General features: G+C 37.3%; 13 protein-coding genes, 4 tRNA genes and 1 riboswitch. Of the genes, 16 read left to right on the top strand and 1 reads right to left on the bottom strand.

Translation table 11 applies throughout. From position 1 onward, the window contains the following. The first annotated feature begins 61 nt into the window (after positions 1 to 61). The 16 genes from DWZ63_RS11940 (at position 62) to DWZ63_RS12010 (ending at position 15,038) form a co-directional block, all read left to right on the top strand. Positions 62 to 135 (top strand) — tRNA-Ile (locus DWZ63_RS11940). Positions 136 to 170: 35 nt separating this feature from the next. Further along, positions 171 to 244: transfer RNA gene (locus DWZ63_RS11945), tRNA-Asp, on the top strand. A gap of 28 nt (positions 245 to 272) precedes the next feature. Then, positions 273 to 345 (top strand) — tRNA-Val (locus DWZ63_RS11950). A gap of 25 nt (positions 346 to 370) precedes the next feature. Beyond that, positions 371 to 456 (top strand) — tRNA-Leu (locus DWZ63_RS11955). A gap of 71 nt (positions 457 to 527) precedes the next feature. Continuing rightward, positions 528 to 806: a BsuBI/PstI family type II restriction endonuclease gene (locus DWZ63_RS16150; protein WP_270393963.1), complete on the top strand. Its 279-nt coding sequence runs from the start codon at positions 528 to 530 to the stop codon at positions 804 to 806. Beyond that, on the top strand, positions 803 to 1,150 hold the full coding sequence (locus DWZ63_RS11960) for a BsuBI/PstI family type II restriction endonuclease (protein ID WP_270393968.1): 348 nt from the start codon (positions 803 to 805) through the stop codon (positions 1,148 to 1,150). Before DWZ63_RS16150 ends, DWZ63_RS11960 begins: the two co-directional genes overlap by 4 nt. Before the next feature lie 192 nt (positions 1,151 to 1,342). After that, positions 1,343 to 1,933 carry a rhomboid family intramembrane serine protease gene (locus DWZ63_RS11965; RefSeq protein ID WP_055945680.1) on the top strand — a complete coding sequence of 197 codons (591 nt, stop codon included), beginning with the start codon at positions 1,343 to 1,345 and terminating at the stop codon, positions 1,931 to 1,933. Between the two features lie 106 nt (positions 1,934 to 2,039). Continuing rightward, entirely contained in the window at positions 2,040 to 4,811 is a 2,772-nt protein-coding gene (locus tag DWZ63_RS15795; RefSeq protein ID WP_055945682.1) for a YceG family protein, read from the top strand. Positions 4,812 to 4,995: 184 nt separating this feature from the next. Next, on the top strand, positions 4,996 to 6,132 hold the full coding sequence (locus tag DWZ63_RS11975) for a toxic anion resistance protein (RefSeq protein WP_055945684.1): 1,137 nt from the start codon (positions 4,996 to 4,998) through the stop codon (positions 6,130 to 6,132). An 86-nt stretch (positions 6,133 to 6,218) separates the two neighbouring features. Further along, positions 6,219 to 6,800, top strand: coding sequence for a TerD family protein (locus DWZ63_RS11980; RefSeq protein ID WP_022015361.1), 582 nt, complete (start codon positions 6,219 to 6,221; stop codon positions 6,798 to 6,800). A 14-nt stretch (positions 6,801 to 6,814) separates the two neighbouring features. After that, positions 6,815 to 7,414, top strand: a complete 600-nt coding sequence (locus tag DWZ63_RS11985) for a TerD family protein (RefSeq protein ID WP_022015362.1) — start codon at positions 6,815 to 6,817, stop codon at positions 7,412 to 7,414. Between the two features lie 118 nt (positions 7,415 to 7,532). Further along, positions 7,533 to 10,169, top strand: coding sequence for a cation-transporting P-type ATPase (locus DWZ63_RS11990; protein ID WP_118500022.1), 2,637 nt, complete (start codon positions 7,533 to 7,535; stop codon positions 10,167 to 10,169). A 252-nt stretch (positions 10,170 to 10,421) separates the two neighbouring features. Next, positions 10,422 to 10,988, top strand: coding sequence for a M50 family metallopeptidase (locus tag DWZ63_RS11995; RefSeq protein ID WP_118500023.1), 567 nt, complete (start codon positions 10,422 to 10,424; stop codon positions 10,986 to 10,988). 414 nt (positions 10,989 to 11,402) lie between these two features. Beyond that, positions 11,403 to 11,927: an adenine phosphoribosyltransferase gene (locus tag DWZ63_RS12000; protein WP_055945689.1), complete on the top strand. Its 525-nt coding sequence runs from the start codon at positions 11,403 to 11,405 to the stop codon at positions 11,925 to 11,927. A gap of 27 nt (positions 11,928 to 11,954) precedes the next feature. Then, positions 11,955 to 13,313, top strand: a complete 1,359-nt coding sequence (locus DWZ63_RS12005) for an NCS2 family permease (RefSeq protein WP_118500024.1) — start codon at positions 11,955 to 11,957, stop codon at positions 13,311 to 13,313. 648 nt (positions 13,314 to 13,961) lie between these two features. After that, positions 13,962 to 15,038 carry a LacI family DNA-binding transcriptional regulator gene (locus DWZ63_RS12010; protein ID WP_022015367.1) on the top strand — a complete coding sequence of 359 codons (1,077 nt, stop codon included), beginning with the start codon at positions 13,962 to 13,964 and terminating at the stop codon, positions 15,036 to 15,038. 199 nt (positions 15,039 to 15,237) lie between these two features. Here DWZ63_RS12010 and DWZ63_RS12015 read toward each other — a convergent pair whose 3' ends face one another. Beyond that, positions 15,238 to 15,429 (bottom strand): YjfB family protein, encoded by a 192-nt coding sequence (locus tag DWZ63_RS12015; protein WP_022015368.1) that lies wholly within the window; start codon positions 15,427 to 15,429, stop codon positions 15,238 to 15,240. Between the two features lie 168 nt (positions 15,430 to 15,597). Continuing rightward, a riboswitch (TPP riboswitch) is annotated at positions 15,598 to 15,708 on the top strand. Positions 15,709 to 15,806: the final 98 nt, after the last annotated feature.

Genomic DNA, 15,806 nt, shown 5'->3' on the forward strand with positions numbered 1-15,806 from the left:
TGATTTGTAATCAGCAGGTTATCGGTTCGAGTCCGATCATCGGCTTAGGCAAAATATTTATGGACCTTTAGCTCAGTTGGTTAGAGCAATCGGCTCATAACCGATCGGTCCAGGGTTCGAGTCCCTGAGGGTCCATTTTAGATAAATTAAGTAAGTAAGAATGATATTTTGGCCTGGTGGCTCAGTTGGTTAGAGCGCCGCCCTGTCACGGCGGAGGTCGAGGGTTCGAATCCCTTCCGGGTCGTTTCTCTTGTATGTTACAAGATTTTACTGGGATCTTAGCTCAGCTGGGAGAGCATCTGCCTTACAAGCAGAGGGTCACAGGTTCGAGCCCTGTAGGTCCCATTATGACAATTTAATATTGTTGTATGCCGCAGTGGCGGAACTGGCAGACGCCCAGGACTTAAAATCCTGTGGGTAGTGATACCCGTACCGGTTCGATTCCGGTCTGCGGCATTTTTATTTAGAAAAACTTCCAATATGGTTATATGTTGGAAGTTTTTTTGGCTTGTTAGAGGATATACCTAATGCAACAATCTCTTTCTGAGATTGTTGCTCTAAAGTTGAAAACTATGCAGACGCTGTCATGTAGGGCATCTATAAGCAGGTTTCTTTGTTACCATGAGAAGTTAATTGATATGTATGCTTCTAAAAAGAAGATGACAATGATGCCGGTAAATATAAATGGCAATGAGTTTAAGTTTTCTGCTGGTAAACATAATGAGCTACAGAAGGCTATTATTGAAGAATTTGCACCAAGATTTACACCAAATTTTCTGAATGTTTATATGTTGGAGATACAATAGAAAAAGATCTTGTAAAAAATGTTGATAAATTGAAAGAGTTTGGATTTGAGATTACGCTTCATGATAAAATGCCGGATGTAGTGCTATATCGTGAGGACAAGAACTGGATTTATTTTGTTGAGTCAGTAACATCTGTAGGACTGATGGATCCGAAACGCATATTGGAAATTACAGAAATGACGAAAGATGTCACGGCAGGAAAAATATTTGTAACAGCATTTCTGGATTTTAAGACATATAAAAGGTTTGCAGAGGAACTTGCATGGGAAACAGAGGTCTGGATTGCTGAAATGCCAGAGCATATGATACATTTGAATGGTGATCGATTTATGGGGCCAAGATAGAATGAAAAATTTATATGGCAAAATCTAAAGTGTGATAAGTATTGGTTAAATTTATGGGGATTAGTATCGTTAAAGATGTTTGCTTCTTGAGAAAATTGTATATAAGTGTTATTATAAATATAAGATACTTAAAATAATAATACTATCAGGCATTTAGCTTGATAAAGTATTAGAATTGTTTAGGGGAGAGAAATGGGTAGAGAAAATAAAGGTATAAGAATTTCATTTAATTCACCGGTTATTTTGATTTTTTCAATAGCGAGTCTTTTGGTATTAGGACTTAGCTATATGACCGGAGGTGTTTCAGACAGGTTATTATTTTGCGTGTATAGATCGTCTTTGTCAGATCCTTTGACATATTTCAGATTTTTCGGTCATGTTCTTGGTCATGCAAACTGGGAACATTTTCTTAGTAATATTATGATGATTCTTGTTGTGGGTCCGCTTCTTGAAGAAAAGTATGGCTCGACAGATACACTGTTTGTCATATTGACGACAGCATTTGTCACCGGACTTATTCATTTTATCTTTTTTCCCAATGTTGCTCTTTTAGGGGCGAGTGGTATTGTTTTTGCGTTTATATTGCTTGCAAGTATGACGAGTATAGAAGATGGCAAAATTCCGCTTACTTTTATTCTTGTCGCAGTTATCTATATAGGCGGTCAGATACGGGATGGAATTCTGGTAAAAGATGATGTATCAAATCTGACACATATAATCGGAGGAATTGTCGGTTCTGTATTTGGATTTGCTATGAATAAATACAGGGTGAGGAAATATTGAGATTAGCAAATCATGACATTGATAAATGATTACGGCAAAAATATTGAGATTGCAATTATATCATTAAATAAAAATACAAATACCGACGGATATTGAGGTGGTAAAAGTGTCATTTAAGCATATGAAAATTCAAAGCCTTGACGATTTCTTTGTTCCGCTTAGCGGACGGAGTGAAAAAGGAATTTATTTTTATCGTTTTAACAAAACATCTGATAAAATAGATGAATTTATTTATAAATATTATAATGCGGCGAGAAAATCTGGTGTTGTAATTGACGGGAAGATAGGAAATCCGACTGAAAGTAATCTTTCGTATTATCAGGAGATTATGGGGATGGATTTTCAGATGAGCATGGGATTTATTTCTGATTCTTTGAAAAAATGGCTGCCACGCATGAGGTCGATTCAGCGTGAAAATATTGCAGGGGCGATATATGATGTTCTTGACGGACTGCGAAGAAGTGGTAAGAATGAAAATATGCTTAAAAATGCGTATATCAAATTTATGTGCTGGCTTTATTATAAATTTGAGGGCATCGTGGAGCAGATGAACGGTGAGAATATTCCAAAGATTTTTTTCGTGGGAGATATTGTCGGCTATGAATTTATGCTTATAAATATACTTGCTGATGCAGGATGCGATGTTGTTTTTGTTCAGCCACATGGAGATGCGTATTATCTTAAGGTTGATGGAAATTTAGAAAAGTCTTTTGAGTATGTGGGAGAAAACGGTGCGGCAGAGCAAGATGTAATGAGAGCGTTTGCGGCAGATTTTAGTATAAAAAGTATGCTTGAAAATCATGATTTTAAGGCACAGAGAGAAAACGGTCAAGGAACGGTAAGTTCGCAGGCAGAAGTACAGAGAGCGAAAAGTCAAGGAACGATAAAGTTGCAGTCAGGAGGACAGGAAACAAAAAGTCATGGAATGGGAGGTTCGCAAGTAGATGTGCAGAACATACAAAGACAAGAAAGTGGAATAACGCAGGCAGAAGAAAAGAGTACGAAATCTTTACAGAACAAAAAAAGTTTAAATATAAAAATTCAGAGTACAGAAGCAGACAATATAAATAGTATGGCAGACAGAGGTGGTTCACAGCCAAAAATATCGTATAAGGTTTCTACTCGTAATTGCACTAATGTCTGGATAGAGGGCAATGGGCTTGACGATTTTTTGCAGCCGGCAGGGGTCAGAAAAGACAGATTTAGGAAATTATATGAAAACGAAAGAAGAACAGAAAAAGTAAACAATGTAGAAAATGCACAGAATTTGCATATAAGAAATGCAGATAAAGTAAACGATATAGAAAATGCACAGAATTTGCATAATATAAGAAATATAGAAAATAATCTGGGAAATGGGATGTTTTCTGCTGATAATGCACAGGGTTATGGGGCAGATAAAGATAAAATATTTTTAAACTGTTATGTAAGGATAAACGGTGTCTGGGACAAACTTACATATGAAAATGAACTTTATCAATTTTATCTTTCGCTTAAGGCTATGAAACGAAATGTTGTTGTCATTAGTGAGCTGATACCTAAGCCTGATGTTGATGAGATTGCAAAGATAAGGAGAGGAAATTACCGTGATGTTTTTCAGCTTGTAAAGGGACTTGAATTAAATATCAATTTTACCGAAAATCCGATAGTTAGTGAGTTTCTTATCAATTCTTTTGAGGATACTGTTTATGGAGAGGCGGACAGGCTTGGGACAGGTGCAAATATAAATAAAATTTTGAATAAAGCCGTATATCTTCTTTGTTTTATTAACAGATATCAGGCGCAGTTTTTTAAGAATTTCAGCTATGACAACATACCGTGTTTTATTTATATGGGTGGCTGCAATGATGAAAATGAAGCTATGTTTATGCATTTTCTTGCAAGGACACCGATTGATGTGCTTATTTTATGTCCAAACAGGGCAGAGAGATGCCGACTTGAGGATAATATTCTGTATGATATAAACTATGAGGAACAGCTTGCCATAGATAAATTTCCTATACAAAATTCGGGGCTGCACATAGGTACGGCGGCATACCATGCGGAGAGAGAGCTTGACACACTTATGTATAACGATGATACCATATTCAGGGATAAACAGTATGATAAAGCACGGACTGTTTCATTGCAGACTATGGACAGGGAAATCAAGATTTTGTGGGAGACTGAGATTAAGTACAGACCGGGATTTTCGACTGTTGACGGTTCTGTAAATATTCCTGTTATCTTTTCTAAGTTTTCGGGTGTAAAAGACGGAAATGTCAGAGAATATATGATAATGTTAAAAAAGCTTATGACACCTGAAACGGTTGTTGTAGACAAAGTTCCTAATATTCTTTCGACAGATGCAAATCCGATTAAAGAATATGCCACAGAATTTTTTAAGAATGGCAGGCTGCACAGGGACAAGATAAAAAAAAGCAGGGCATACCGGTATGGTTTTCTGCGTGATGAGATGCAGGATTATATTCTTGACAAACTGGAATTTTTGATAGCACAAAAATATATTAAGGGGACTTTTGAAAATGGAACTGAATATACTATAGTTTCAGTGGCTCTTAATCTGCCTAAGGAAGTGACAAGGCTTTTGCAGGCATTTGATTTTACTAAGAAAAATCCAAAACTTTTGTATATAAATACATCAGACGAGCTGATTTCCTTAGAAGATACGATTTATCTTACTTTTTTGCATTTGCTCGGTTTTGATGTTGCTTTATTTGTGCCTACGGGTTACAATATGGAAAAATATTTCAATTTGAAACTTATGGAAGAACATCAGCTCGGTGACTATATATATGATATTCAGATACCGGACTGGGAAAGTATTCCGTTAAGTTTGCACACATCATGGCGTGACAGGTTGTTCAGGCATGGTTGAGAAAATAAAAACAGATATTTATTTCTGAGCAGGCAGTTTGCAGAAGTTTGTGAAAACAGACTGTTAAAAAATAGATATTAACTAAACAAAAGTTTAAGATGAGAACTAAAAGCTGAAAGCGAGGGACGCATCTTGAATGAAAGTCAAGAAGATTGATAGTCAAAAAATATTAAGGAGGACAAGTATGGGACTTGATTTTGGAAAAAAAGAACCGGCAGCAGTTCAGCCGGCAGTTCAGAATGAGATTGAAGCGGTCGAGGTGTATGATATTGTCGAGGACAGAAAGCAGATGAACAACGAGCTTGTGGGTTCAGATGAGGTTGATGCACTTGTCAGCACTATCGAGGTAAACAACCTTGAAACGATAGTGTCTTTTGGTGCTGAGGCAGCAGATGAGATTTCAAAGGCTTCTGATATAGTTCTTAACAGTATGAGCATGAGCCAGATTGATGAGTCGAGCGAGATGCTCAATGCACTTTCAAAGATAATGTCAAAGTTTGATATTGACGAGATTAGGGAGGACAAGGGACTTTTTAATAAGTTATTTGGAAATCTGAGAAAGCAGCTTGAAAAAATCTTACAGAAATATCATACAATGGGTGATGAGGTTGACAAGATATATGTTCAGCTTAAGCAGTATGAGAGTGAGATAAAACAGTCAAATAGAAATTTAAACCAGATGTTTGATGCAAATGTTGGTTATTATCATGAACTTGTCAAATATATTCTTGCCGGTGAGCAGGGATGCAAGGAACTCGAAAATTATATTGCACAGAGACAGCAGGACTATGAAAATACGGCTGACAATGCCATTCAGCTTGAAATTTCAAGCCTTAATAATGCGTTGATGATGCTTGAGCAGAGAACACAGGATTTAAGGACTGCAGAGAATATTGCCATGCAGTCAATTCCCATGATTAAGACGATGGAGTACAGCAACATGAATCTTGTCAGAAAGATAAATTCTGCATTTATCGTCACATTACCTGTATTTAAGCAGGCACTTGCACAGGCTATTATGTTAAAGAGACAAAAGATACAGGCAGAGGCAATGTCTGAACTTGACAAAAAGACAAATGAGATGCTTATAAAAAATGCAAAGAATACTGTTGAGCAGTCAAAGATGACGGCAAAACTTGCATCGGGCAGTTCAATAAAGATAGATACGCTTGAGAAGACATGGAGAACCATTGTAAACGGTATTGACGAGACAAGAGCTATTCAGGAAAATGCCAGAAAACAGCGTATTGATGATGCAGCAAGACTTGACCAGATTAAGAAAGAGTTTATGGAAACATATGGCGGTGCTGTTAAGCGTTAATAAAAACTTAAGTATTAGATAAATACTTTTAGTGTTATACTTATATTAATGAAATTTTTACATTTAAAAAGAGGAGGAAATGAGTTATGCCAATTAATTTATCAAAAGGACAGAAAGTAGATCTTACAAAAGGAAATCCTGGACTTAAAAATGTTATGGTAGGTCTTGGATGGGATGTTAATGCATTTGATTCGGGGGCTGATTTTGATCTTGATGCAGCCGCATTTATGGTAGATTCAAATGGTAAATGCCCGACAGAAAAAGAGTTTGTATTTTATGGAAATCTTGAACATCCATCAGGTGCTATAAAGCATATGGGTGACAACCGGACAGGTGACGGTGAGGGAGATGATGAGCAGATAGAGGTAAATCTTGCTGATATTCCCGCAAATATTGAAAAAATCGCATTTACGGCAACAATTTATGATGCAGAGACAAGGAGACAGAATTTCGGTCAGGTGTCAAATGCTTATATAAGACTTGTCAATGTTGAGACTAATGAGGAGATTATAAGATACGACCTCGGAGAAGATTTTTCAATCGAGACGGCAGTGGTAGTTGGCGAGATATACAGACACAACGGAGAGTGGAAGTTCAATGCGATAGGAAGCGGTTTCCAGGGTGGTCTTGCTGCACTTTGCGGACACTATGGAATTGAGGTTGCCTAAAAAGGAGGTATGAAATGTCAATAAGCTTAAAAAAAGGGCAGAAGGTAAGCCTTACAAAGGAAAGTGCCGGTCTTTCAAATGTACTTGTAGGTCTTGGATGGGACGCTGTGGAGAGTAAGAAAGGTTTTCTTGCATCATTATTTGGAACACAGGCAGCTGACATAGATTGTGATGCGACTGCAATCCTTTTAAAGGACGGAAAGTTCTGCGATAAGAATGATGTGGTTTATTTTGGAAATCTCGAACATAAATCAGGGACTGTAAGGCACATGGGTGACAATCTTACAGGTGACGGTGAGGGTGACGATGAGCAGATACTTATAGACCTTTCAAAAGTTCCTGCTGAGTATGACAGGATAGTCATTGTGGTAAATATTTATGACTGTATAAAGAGAAAACAGGAATTTGGTATGATAAAAAATGCATTTATAAGAATAGTTGACGGAAAAACAAACAGGGAAATGTGCAAATACGACCTTTCTGAGGACTATTCGGGAATGACTGCGATGATATTTGGAGAAATCTACAGACATAACGGAGAGTGGAAGTTCAATGCCATAGGTCAGGGGACAAAGGATACAAGTATCAGTGAATTATGCAGACATTATAAGTGACAGGGCATATGCTGAAAGTCAGAAAAAGTTTATTTTAGAAAGAATTGATAGCAGGTAATTGTGTGATGCTTTAATAAAGTATTGCGTGAATATAAAAAAGAGAGGAAATTTTCTAATCATGATTGAAATAAGGAAAAAGGACAGCCTTAAAAAAGGCTTGTCCGGTGAACAGGCAGCTAAGAGTAAAGCAGAGTTTGGAACAAATGAGCTTGCAAAAAAACAACCGGAGTCATTATTATCAATGTTTATAGGAGCATTTGATGATATATGGATAAAAGTTTTATGTTTTGCACTTCTGCTTAAAATTGTGCTTGCGGTACTTGGTGTTATATTTCCGGCTATTTCAGGCGGAAACGATGCAATAGAAATAGTGAGTATCATTCTTGCAATAGCACTTGCAACGGGCTTTTCAACATTGTCGGAGTACAGAAACAGTTCAAGAAGTGAAGCTTTGCAGGAGGAGTACAGTAAAACTTTTGCAAAAGTAATGAGAGACGGAAAACTTTTAAAGATTTCTACAAATGAAATCGTAAAAGGTGATACGATACTTATACAGGCTGGTGACAAAGTACCGGTTGACGGACTTATTTTTGACGGTCATGTTAAAGTCTCTCAGGCGGCATTAAACGGTGAGTCAAGAGATGAGTCAAAAGTGGCAGCAGACAATATGGATGATGCAGAGTCGACAGATTATTCATCAGAAAATAAAGTGTTTATGGGTTCTGTAGTTACAAGCGGTGAGGCTTATATGGTGGCAACTGTTATAGGCGATGCTTCAGAGCTTGGTAAGATAAATAAGGCACTTACAGATAATGAGGAAGAGGAAAGAAAAGACACTTCAAGCCTTAAACTTGAGGTAGTAGCTGCAGGTATCGGTAAACTCGGTGTCTCAGCAGCAGCCATAGCAGGTGTTTTACAGGTAGTGTTAAATATCGTAAGAGCGAATGAAGCAATTACTCCGGTATTTGTTATTTTGCTTGTTGCGGAGGCAGTGATGCTTATGGCTTCTATCGTTATCATGGCTGTTCCGGAGGGACTTCCGATGATGAACAGTCTTGTGCAGTCAATGAATACTGAGTCAATGTATAAAAAGAATATTTTAGTAAGCCACAAAGCTGCATTTTCAGATTCCGCTTATATGAACCTTTTGTTCAGTGATAAAACAGGTACTATCACAGAGGGAAATCTCTCTTTGGTAGAATTTATCACAGGTGATGGAGAGATTGCTGATAAACTGTTAAATGCTGACTTTATTGATGCGATAACAGTCAATAACCTTGCTAAAGTATCAGAGGGAAAGGCTATCGGAAGTAACAACATGGACAGGGCACTTCTTTCTTATGCTCTTGCCAACAATGCAAAGCCGGATGAGGATGAAATTGAAAAAAGAGTTAAAGAAAATAATGGATTTGACTCTGAAAAGAAATGTGCCATCGTGGAACTTAACGACGGTGTAGTTTACTGGAAAGGTGCAACAGAGCAGATAATTGATGACATTACCCACTATGAGACAGCAGACGGAAGCATAAAAGAGTTTACTGCTGCTGACAAAGAAAAGGTTATAAAACAGATGGGAGCACAGGCTAAGCGTACTATGAAACTTTTATCTGTTGCAAAGATAGCAGATGGAAAGAAAATACTTCTTGCAGTATTGTGTCTCAGGGATAATGTCAGAAAAGATGCAATCGAGACAGTTGAGGTGCTTAACGGTGCCGGAATACAGGTTGTCATGGTGACAGGTGATGCTGAGGAGACAGCAACGGCTATCGCAAAAGAAGCCGGTATTCTCGTGGATGAGAAGAACGATGTTGTTCTCACACATGAAGAACTTGAAAAAATGTCAGATGAGGAGCTTAAAAAAGAACTTCCACATCTTAAGGTTGTAAGCCGTGCAAAGCCTCTCGACAAGAAGCGTTTAGTATCTATCGCACAGCAGCTTGACAATGTTTGTGGTATGACTGGTGACGGTGTAAATGATGCACCTGCGTTAAAACAGGCTGATATAGGATTTGCTATGGGTGACGGAACTGCAGTTGCACAGGAAGCCGGTGATGTAGTTATTCTTAATAACAGTCTTACTTCAATAAAAGACTGCGTACTTAACTCAAGAACAATGGCAAAATCAGTCGGCAAGTTCCTTATTTTCCAGCTTACGGTAAATATAAGTACACTTCTTATGAACATTCTTGCACCTATACTTGGCTGGACAGAGCCATTTTCAATCGTGCAGATATTGTGGATAAACCTCATAATGGATACGCTTGCAGCAATGGCATTTGGTGGTGAACCTATTCTTAACAGATATATGGACGAGAAGCCTGCAAAAAGAACTGACAATATCCTCACCGGGTATATCAAGTCAGCAATAGGAGTCAGTGCTATATTTATCACATTAGGTTCAATACTGATACTTGAAAATGTGGGCGGTATAACATCATTTGTAATGCCTGAAGGATGTAAAAATCCTGAACTTTACGAAAAGACATTTATGTTTGCCTTCTTTATCTATTCGATAATATTAAATAGTTTAAATACAAGATCTGAGAGATTTAATCTCTTTGAGCATATAAGCGAGAATAAAAATTTTGGGCTTGTAATGGGAGCAATATTTGTATTGCAAACAATTATCATTCAGATAGGCGGTCCGGTATTTGATACAACGATGCTTAGCGTAAAAGCACTTGTTGTGTCAATGTTGCTTGCTGTGCTTATTATCCCGGTAGATATGATAAGAAAGCTGATAGTACGAAAATAAATAACAGAATGAGTGAAAGAAGGGGTTGTGCTTGACTATTCCTACAATAATCTGCCTTGTTGGGGCGGAATTATGTGCTTTATCACTTATATTCAGACGCAGGAAATAGAGAGAAACAAGTGATGATGTTGAAATAAAGAAAATAGCTTAACAACTTGGCATATTTAGAAGTATGTGGGTGCGGTACCGGATGTGCCGCACCTCAAATTTTTGTCTAACAGATATTTAATTTATGATATACAGGAGAAATTTATGGATAATATATATGTAAACTATCTTTTGACAGCATTGATATTGACTTTTGCAATACCGGGTGCGGGAGTTGTCATAGAGCAGTTTGTAAAACTTCTTTATTCGGTGACAGCAGCCTTTCTTGGCGGCAGTTTCACCTATTTTATATTTAACAGACTGACTTTTATAGGAGTATTCCACCATGAACTGTCTCATGCCCTGCTTGCAACGGTTACGGGAGCGAAAGTTACCAAAATAGTATTCTTTCATCCTGACGGTGACAGGCTCGGATATGTCGAGTATGTGACAAGGGGAAATATAATAATGAGGTCAATTCAGCAGGCATTGGCTTCGATAGCACCGGTATTCTGCGGTGCATTGACAAGTGCGGGTATTTATTATTATCTTACTGTTTATGGTGCGGCATTAGCGGTATGGCAGACTGTACTTTTGTGGTATGTATTTATTTCAATCATATTACATATGACTATGAGCAGACAGGACTTTAAAGGACTGTATCGTGGCATACCGGTTGTGTACCTGATAGTATTTGTCATTGTATATATTTGTAAATTTACATTATTTTAATCTTAGTAACAGTTCAGCCATAAAAATATAATCGATAATATCTGAGATTGCTCATTGTATTGCTGATTATATTTTTACGGTAGAATAGCCTTTTATTTATTATATGAGGTAAACATAAGCTGCGTAGCAGTGACTGACAGTTTGCTGGCAGGTTTATGAATGTAATAAATGGAAGGCTGAACTGTTACCCTGATTTTATGGCTGAACTGTTACAAATATTGATAATATGGTGATTTTTTGCTATAATAAAAAAGATTGTGCATTGTTAAATGCAGTTACTGTTCCCTCATAAGAGAGGTGACATTATCTTATTTTAAGCATTTGCGAAATGCATATAATGTGTGCAATTAACACAACCTAAAATTAGTTTCGCAATTACTTATTAGCTTATTTTAAAAGGAGGATACAGATAAAATGAAGAAATTAGAGGACTATGTAAGATGTATTCCGGATTTTCCAAGCAAAGGCATAATGTTTCGTGATATTACATCAGTGATACAGGATCCGGACGGGCTTAAACTTGCTATTGATTCCATGATAGAGGCTGTCAGGGATGTTGATTTTGATGTTGTTGTCGGTACTGAATCAAGAGGATTTATTTTCGGTATGCCTATTGCATATGCACTCGGCAAAGGATTTGTTCCGTGCCGCAAAAAGGGCAAACTTCCATGTGAGACAGTTACGGCATCGTATGCCCTTGAATATGGAACGGCTGAGATTGAAATTCATAAGGATGCAATAAAGCCGGGACAGAAAGTTCTTCTTGTGGATGATCTTATCGCAACAGGCGGAACTATTGAAGCCTGTGCAGGGCTTGTCGAGGAACTCGGCGGTGAAGTAGTTAAGATTTTATTCCTGCTCGAACTTGCCGGTCTTAAAGGAAGAGAAAAACTTGCTAAGTATGATGTGACATCATTGATTACATATGAGGGAAAGTAGAATACAAAAAAGGAGACATAATTATTTATGTTAAATAAGTTATTTAAGTTAAAGGAAAATAATACAAATGTAAAGACCGAAGTTATAGCTGGTCTTACTACATTTATGGCTATGGCATATATACTTGCCGTAAACCCAAACATTTTGAGCGGCACGGGAATGAACCGTGATGCGGTACTTCTTGCGACAGCTATTGCATCGTTTATCGGCTGTATGGCTATGGCACTTCTTGCAAATTATCCATTTGCACTTGCACCGGGTATGGGACTTAATGCATATATGGCAGGAACAGTTTGTGCAAATATGGGATATTCATGGAAAGTAGCACTTCTTGCGGTATTTGTAGAAGGTCTTATATTTATCGTGCTCTCGCTTACAAATGTGCGTGAAGCTATATTTAATGCAATTCCGTCTTCACTTAAAAAAGGTGTAAGTGCAGGTATCGGTTTATTCATTGCATTTATCGGACTTCAGGGTGCAAAGATAGTAGTAGCTGATGATTCTACACTTCTTACTTATGTCAGATTTACAAAAAATTTCCATACTGTAGGAATTGGAGCATTACTTGCACTTGTCGGATTGTTTATAACAGTTATTCTCTATGCAAAAAATGTTAAAGGTTCTATTCTTATCGGAATATTAAGTACATGGATACTTGGAATGTTGTGCCAGCTTGTCGGAATTTATGTTCCGAATCCTGACACCGGATTTTATTCATTATATCCTACACTTAAGATGATAGATATTACAGCTATCGGAGATACATTTGGACAGTGCTTTAAAGCCGATTTTTCAAGCATCAGAATCCTTGATTTTATCGTTGTACTTTTTGCATTCCTCTTTGTAGATATTTTTGATACACTTGGAACACTTATCGGTGTATCAACAAAAGCAGGTATGCTCGATGAAAACGAAAAACTTCCAAGAATCAAGCCTGCACTTCTTGCCGATGCTATCGCAACATCAGTCGGAGCTGTTCTTGGAACATCAACAACTACAACATATGTTGAGTCATCAGCCGGTGTACTTGCAGGAGGACGCACCGGACTTTCGGCAGCAGTAACGGGTATTATGTTCCTGCTTGCGATAATCTTCGCACCTATATTTACTGCAATTCCTTCATTTGCTACTGCACCTGCACTTATCTTTGTAGGTTTCCTTATGATTTCATCAATCATAAGTGTAGATTTTACAGACCTTACAGAGTCAGTACCGGCATATCTTGCACTTCTTGCAATGCCGCTTATGTATAGCATTTCAGAGGGAATCGCACTCGGTGTTATATCATATGTAGTTATCAATGTATTTTGTGGAAAAGCAAAGAAAGTTAAACCTTTAATGTATATACTTGCGGTATTGTTTGTATGTAAGTATATATTCCTGTAGAAACAGGGAAAACGGTGCCGTTGTCAAATAGCATGATGCAAGGGTCAAAAGCAGATAGCAATGTATGTTTACATAAAAATTGCTATCTGTTGGCAGCGTGTCAGATAAAAAACGCAGTTTTGTGAATTGAGTTTCATAAAGCTGCGTTTTTTGTTTTGCCGAAAAAAAAGAACCGCTGGAGAAAGCGGTTCTAACAGTCAAGCTTTCGCTTAACTGTTTGGAGAAGGTATGAAAAAAATTTAAGCACTTATCAAATGATTTTGTTTCATTTGATGGGTTTATATTATCGTGGAAGTGTGAACTTGTAATGTTTTAAATGTGAAATATATGTTAATAAATGTGAACAAATAAAGTTAATTGGGGAGAGTTTGTGGAAACAGGATGAAAATACGGAAAACCCAGCAATTTTAACATTATCAGGCAGGCAGCAGAGAGGGGGCAGATATCTGATTAGCTATGTCAGGGGATTTTTTGGCTGAAATATTATATGTATATAATTATGAAATACCTGAATATCAGGGGATTGCAGTGTGTGAAAACGATTTCAAATATTATTGTTGTCCTAGGGAAAGAGTATGAATATAATGTAAGTGGGAAAAGACAAAAGTTGTTCATAGAGTACATCCTTAAGTAAGAAAGGAAAAAATCATGTCAATCAAGAAAATAGCAGAGAGAGCAGGTGTATCGGCTTCGACTGTTTCACGCGTGCTCAACAATCCAAATTATAAATGTTCATCTCCCAAGCTTCGTGACAAAATCTGGAAGATTGCGATAGAGCTTAATTACACCCCAAATACTGCTGCAAGAAATCTAAAGATGGGAGTTAAGGAGAAGGAAGAAAAAGTCTATTATGTCAGTGTTCTTATGACACGAATGGAAAAGGCAACGGCAGATCCGTTTTTTAATGAACTGCTGCGGGTGATAGAAAGTGAGATACATAAACAGGTTGCAATATTGACAAAGGTCTGGTATATGCCTGTTTTTTCAAATGATAAAAAATGCCGCCATGAGGATCTTAATCTGCTGGTAGATAAAATGTATGATGAGCTTGAGCAGAAATGTGACGGTCTTATAATCATTGGTAAATGTAATAAAGACGCATTGAAAAAACTCAATAACAAATTTAAAAATGTCGTTTCGGTAAACCGTAATTCAACAAATTATGAGGTTGATGAGGTTTTGTGTGACGGAAAGAAAGTTGCCATGATGGCAGTAGAATATCTTATATCACTAGGGCATACAAGTATAGGTTATGTTGGTGACTGCTACAATGAAGCGAGGTATCGTGGGTATCTTGAGGCATTGCACAGACATGACATCGACCCGGAGGCAGATTATATAGTACAGACCGGGCAGACAGAAGCGGAGGGGTTTGCGGCAATGCAGAAATTTATGCAGTCGGAGGACAGACCGACAGGAATATATTGTGCAAACGATATAACAGCTATCGGGATGTTAAAATTCCTTGAAACAAATAAAAACAGGTATTATATTCCATCTATAATAGCAAGTGATGATATAGAAGAAGCACAATATACAAGACCTATGCTTACAACAGTAAGACTTCCTAAAGAGGAGATGGGGAAGTTTGCATTATATCTTTTAGTTGACCGTATGCGTGGAGGACATAAAAGTGTTGTCAGGACAGAACTTGAGGGAAAACTTATGGTACGAAACAGTTGTGTAGGGACTGATGAGGGTGGATGGAGTGATTATTGTATTTAGATGTAAAATTAGGTGTTGACAGCTACTTTCTTATAAGATAGAAAATAATAGATATTCTAAAGGAGAAGTTGAACATTTTACTGATATTATAAGGTCAACAGCTCATTTAATAATAGAGTAAAAAAGAATAAAAAACTACCCCATCTGTATAATGAAAATATTCACAACATAGATGGGGGTTAATTTTTAGAAAACAGTTTTATATCGTAATATCAATATTTGCACCGAGTTCCGGATTGACAGACCTTTCCATAGCAGAACGATTCATCATGTCAATAAGACCGGCTCCGCTTTCTTTCATTGTATCTAGACTTTTTGCAAGAACTGCGGTTTCAACATTATTTATTACATCTGCCTGTGATATGCCCATAGAGAGTGCTGCAATATCCATAGAAATCCCTCCTTTTCATTTTGACCTATTGACCTATTGGTCTGTTTTCAGATTATAATTTTGAAAAATTTCTTTCTAAAATAATTATACCATAGTTTGATGAAGATTAACAGTTCAGCCATAAAAATACTGTAAACAACTTGCACTAATTATAAACTTAATGTATAATAGCCGATGCGGGGGAGCTTGTGCGTGAAACAGGCTGAGAGTAGATTGCGTATCTTAACCCTTATAACCTGATGGATAATGCCAGCGTAGGAAGTTGTCGGTATAGATTTGCAATGATTTATGTTGAGAATATGCATGGTAGTTATGTATATTCTTTTTTTGTGGCTTTTTATATGATGTAGCACGATTATAGGAAATTGCGAAACTGA

Source organism: Clostridium sp. AF34-13 (assembly GCF_003477845.1).
Lineage (GTDB): Bacteria > Bacillota > Clostridia > Lachnospirales > Lachnospiraceae > Butyribacter > Butyribacter intestini.

Excerpts from the sequence above, each read along its gene's own strand:
- DWZ63_RS11995 (WP_118500023.1), top strand. The coding sequence starts at position 10,422 with ATGGATAATATATATGTAAACTATCTTTTGACAGCATTGATATTGACT.
- DWZ63_RS16150 (WP_270393963.1), top strand. The coding sequence starts at position 528 with ATGCAACAATCTCTTTCTGAGATTGTTGCTCTAAAGTTGAAAACTATG.
- DWZ63_RS11990 (WP_118500022.1), top strand. The coding sequence starts at position 7,533 with ATGATTGAAATAAGGAAAAAGGACAGCCTTAAAAAAGGCTTGTCCGGT.
- DWZ63_RS11980 (WP_022015361.1), top strand. The coding sequence starts at position 6,219 with ATGCCAATTAATTTATCAAAAGGACAGAAAGTAGATCTTACAAAAGGA.
- DWZ63_RS12000 (WP_055945689.1), top strand. The coding sequence starts at position 11,403 with ATGAAGAAATTAGAGGACTATGTAAGATGTATTCCGGATTTTCCAAGC.
- DWZ63_RS11975 (WP_055945684.1), top strand. The coding sequence starts at position 4,996 with ATGGGACTTGATTTTGGAAAAAAAGAACCGGCAGCAGTTCAGCCGGCA.
- DWZ63_RS12005 (WP_118500024.1), top strand. The coding sequence starts at position 11,955 with ATGTTAAATAAGTTATTTAAGTTAAAGGAAAATAATACAAATGTAAAG.
- DWZ63_RS11985 (WP_022015362.1), top strand. The coding sequence starts at position 6,815 with ATGTCAATAAGCTTAAAAAAAGGGCAGAAGGTAAGCCTTACAAAGGAA.
- DWZ63_RS11965 (WP_055945680.1), top strand. The coding sequence starts at position 1,343 with ATGGGTAGAGAAAATAAAGGTATAAGAATTTCATTTAATTCACCGGTT.
- DWZ63_RS12010 (WP_022015367.1), top strand. The coding sequence starts at position 13,962 with ATGTCAATCAAGAAAATAGCAGAGAGAGCAGGTGTATCGGCTTCGACT.
- DWZ63_RS12015 (WP_022015368.1), bottom strand. The coding sequence starts at position 15,429 with ATGGATATTGCAGCACTCTCTATGGGCATATCACAGGCAGATGTAATA.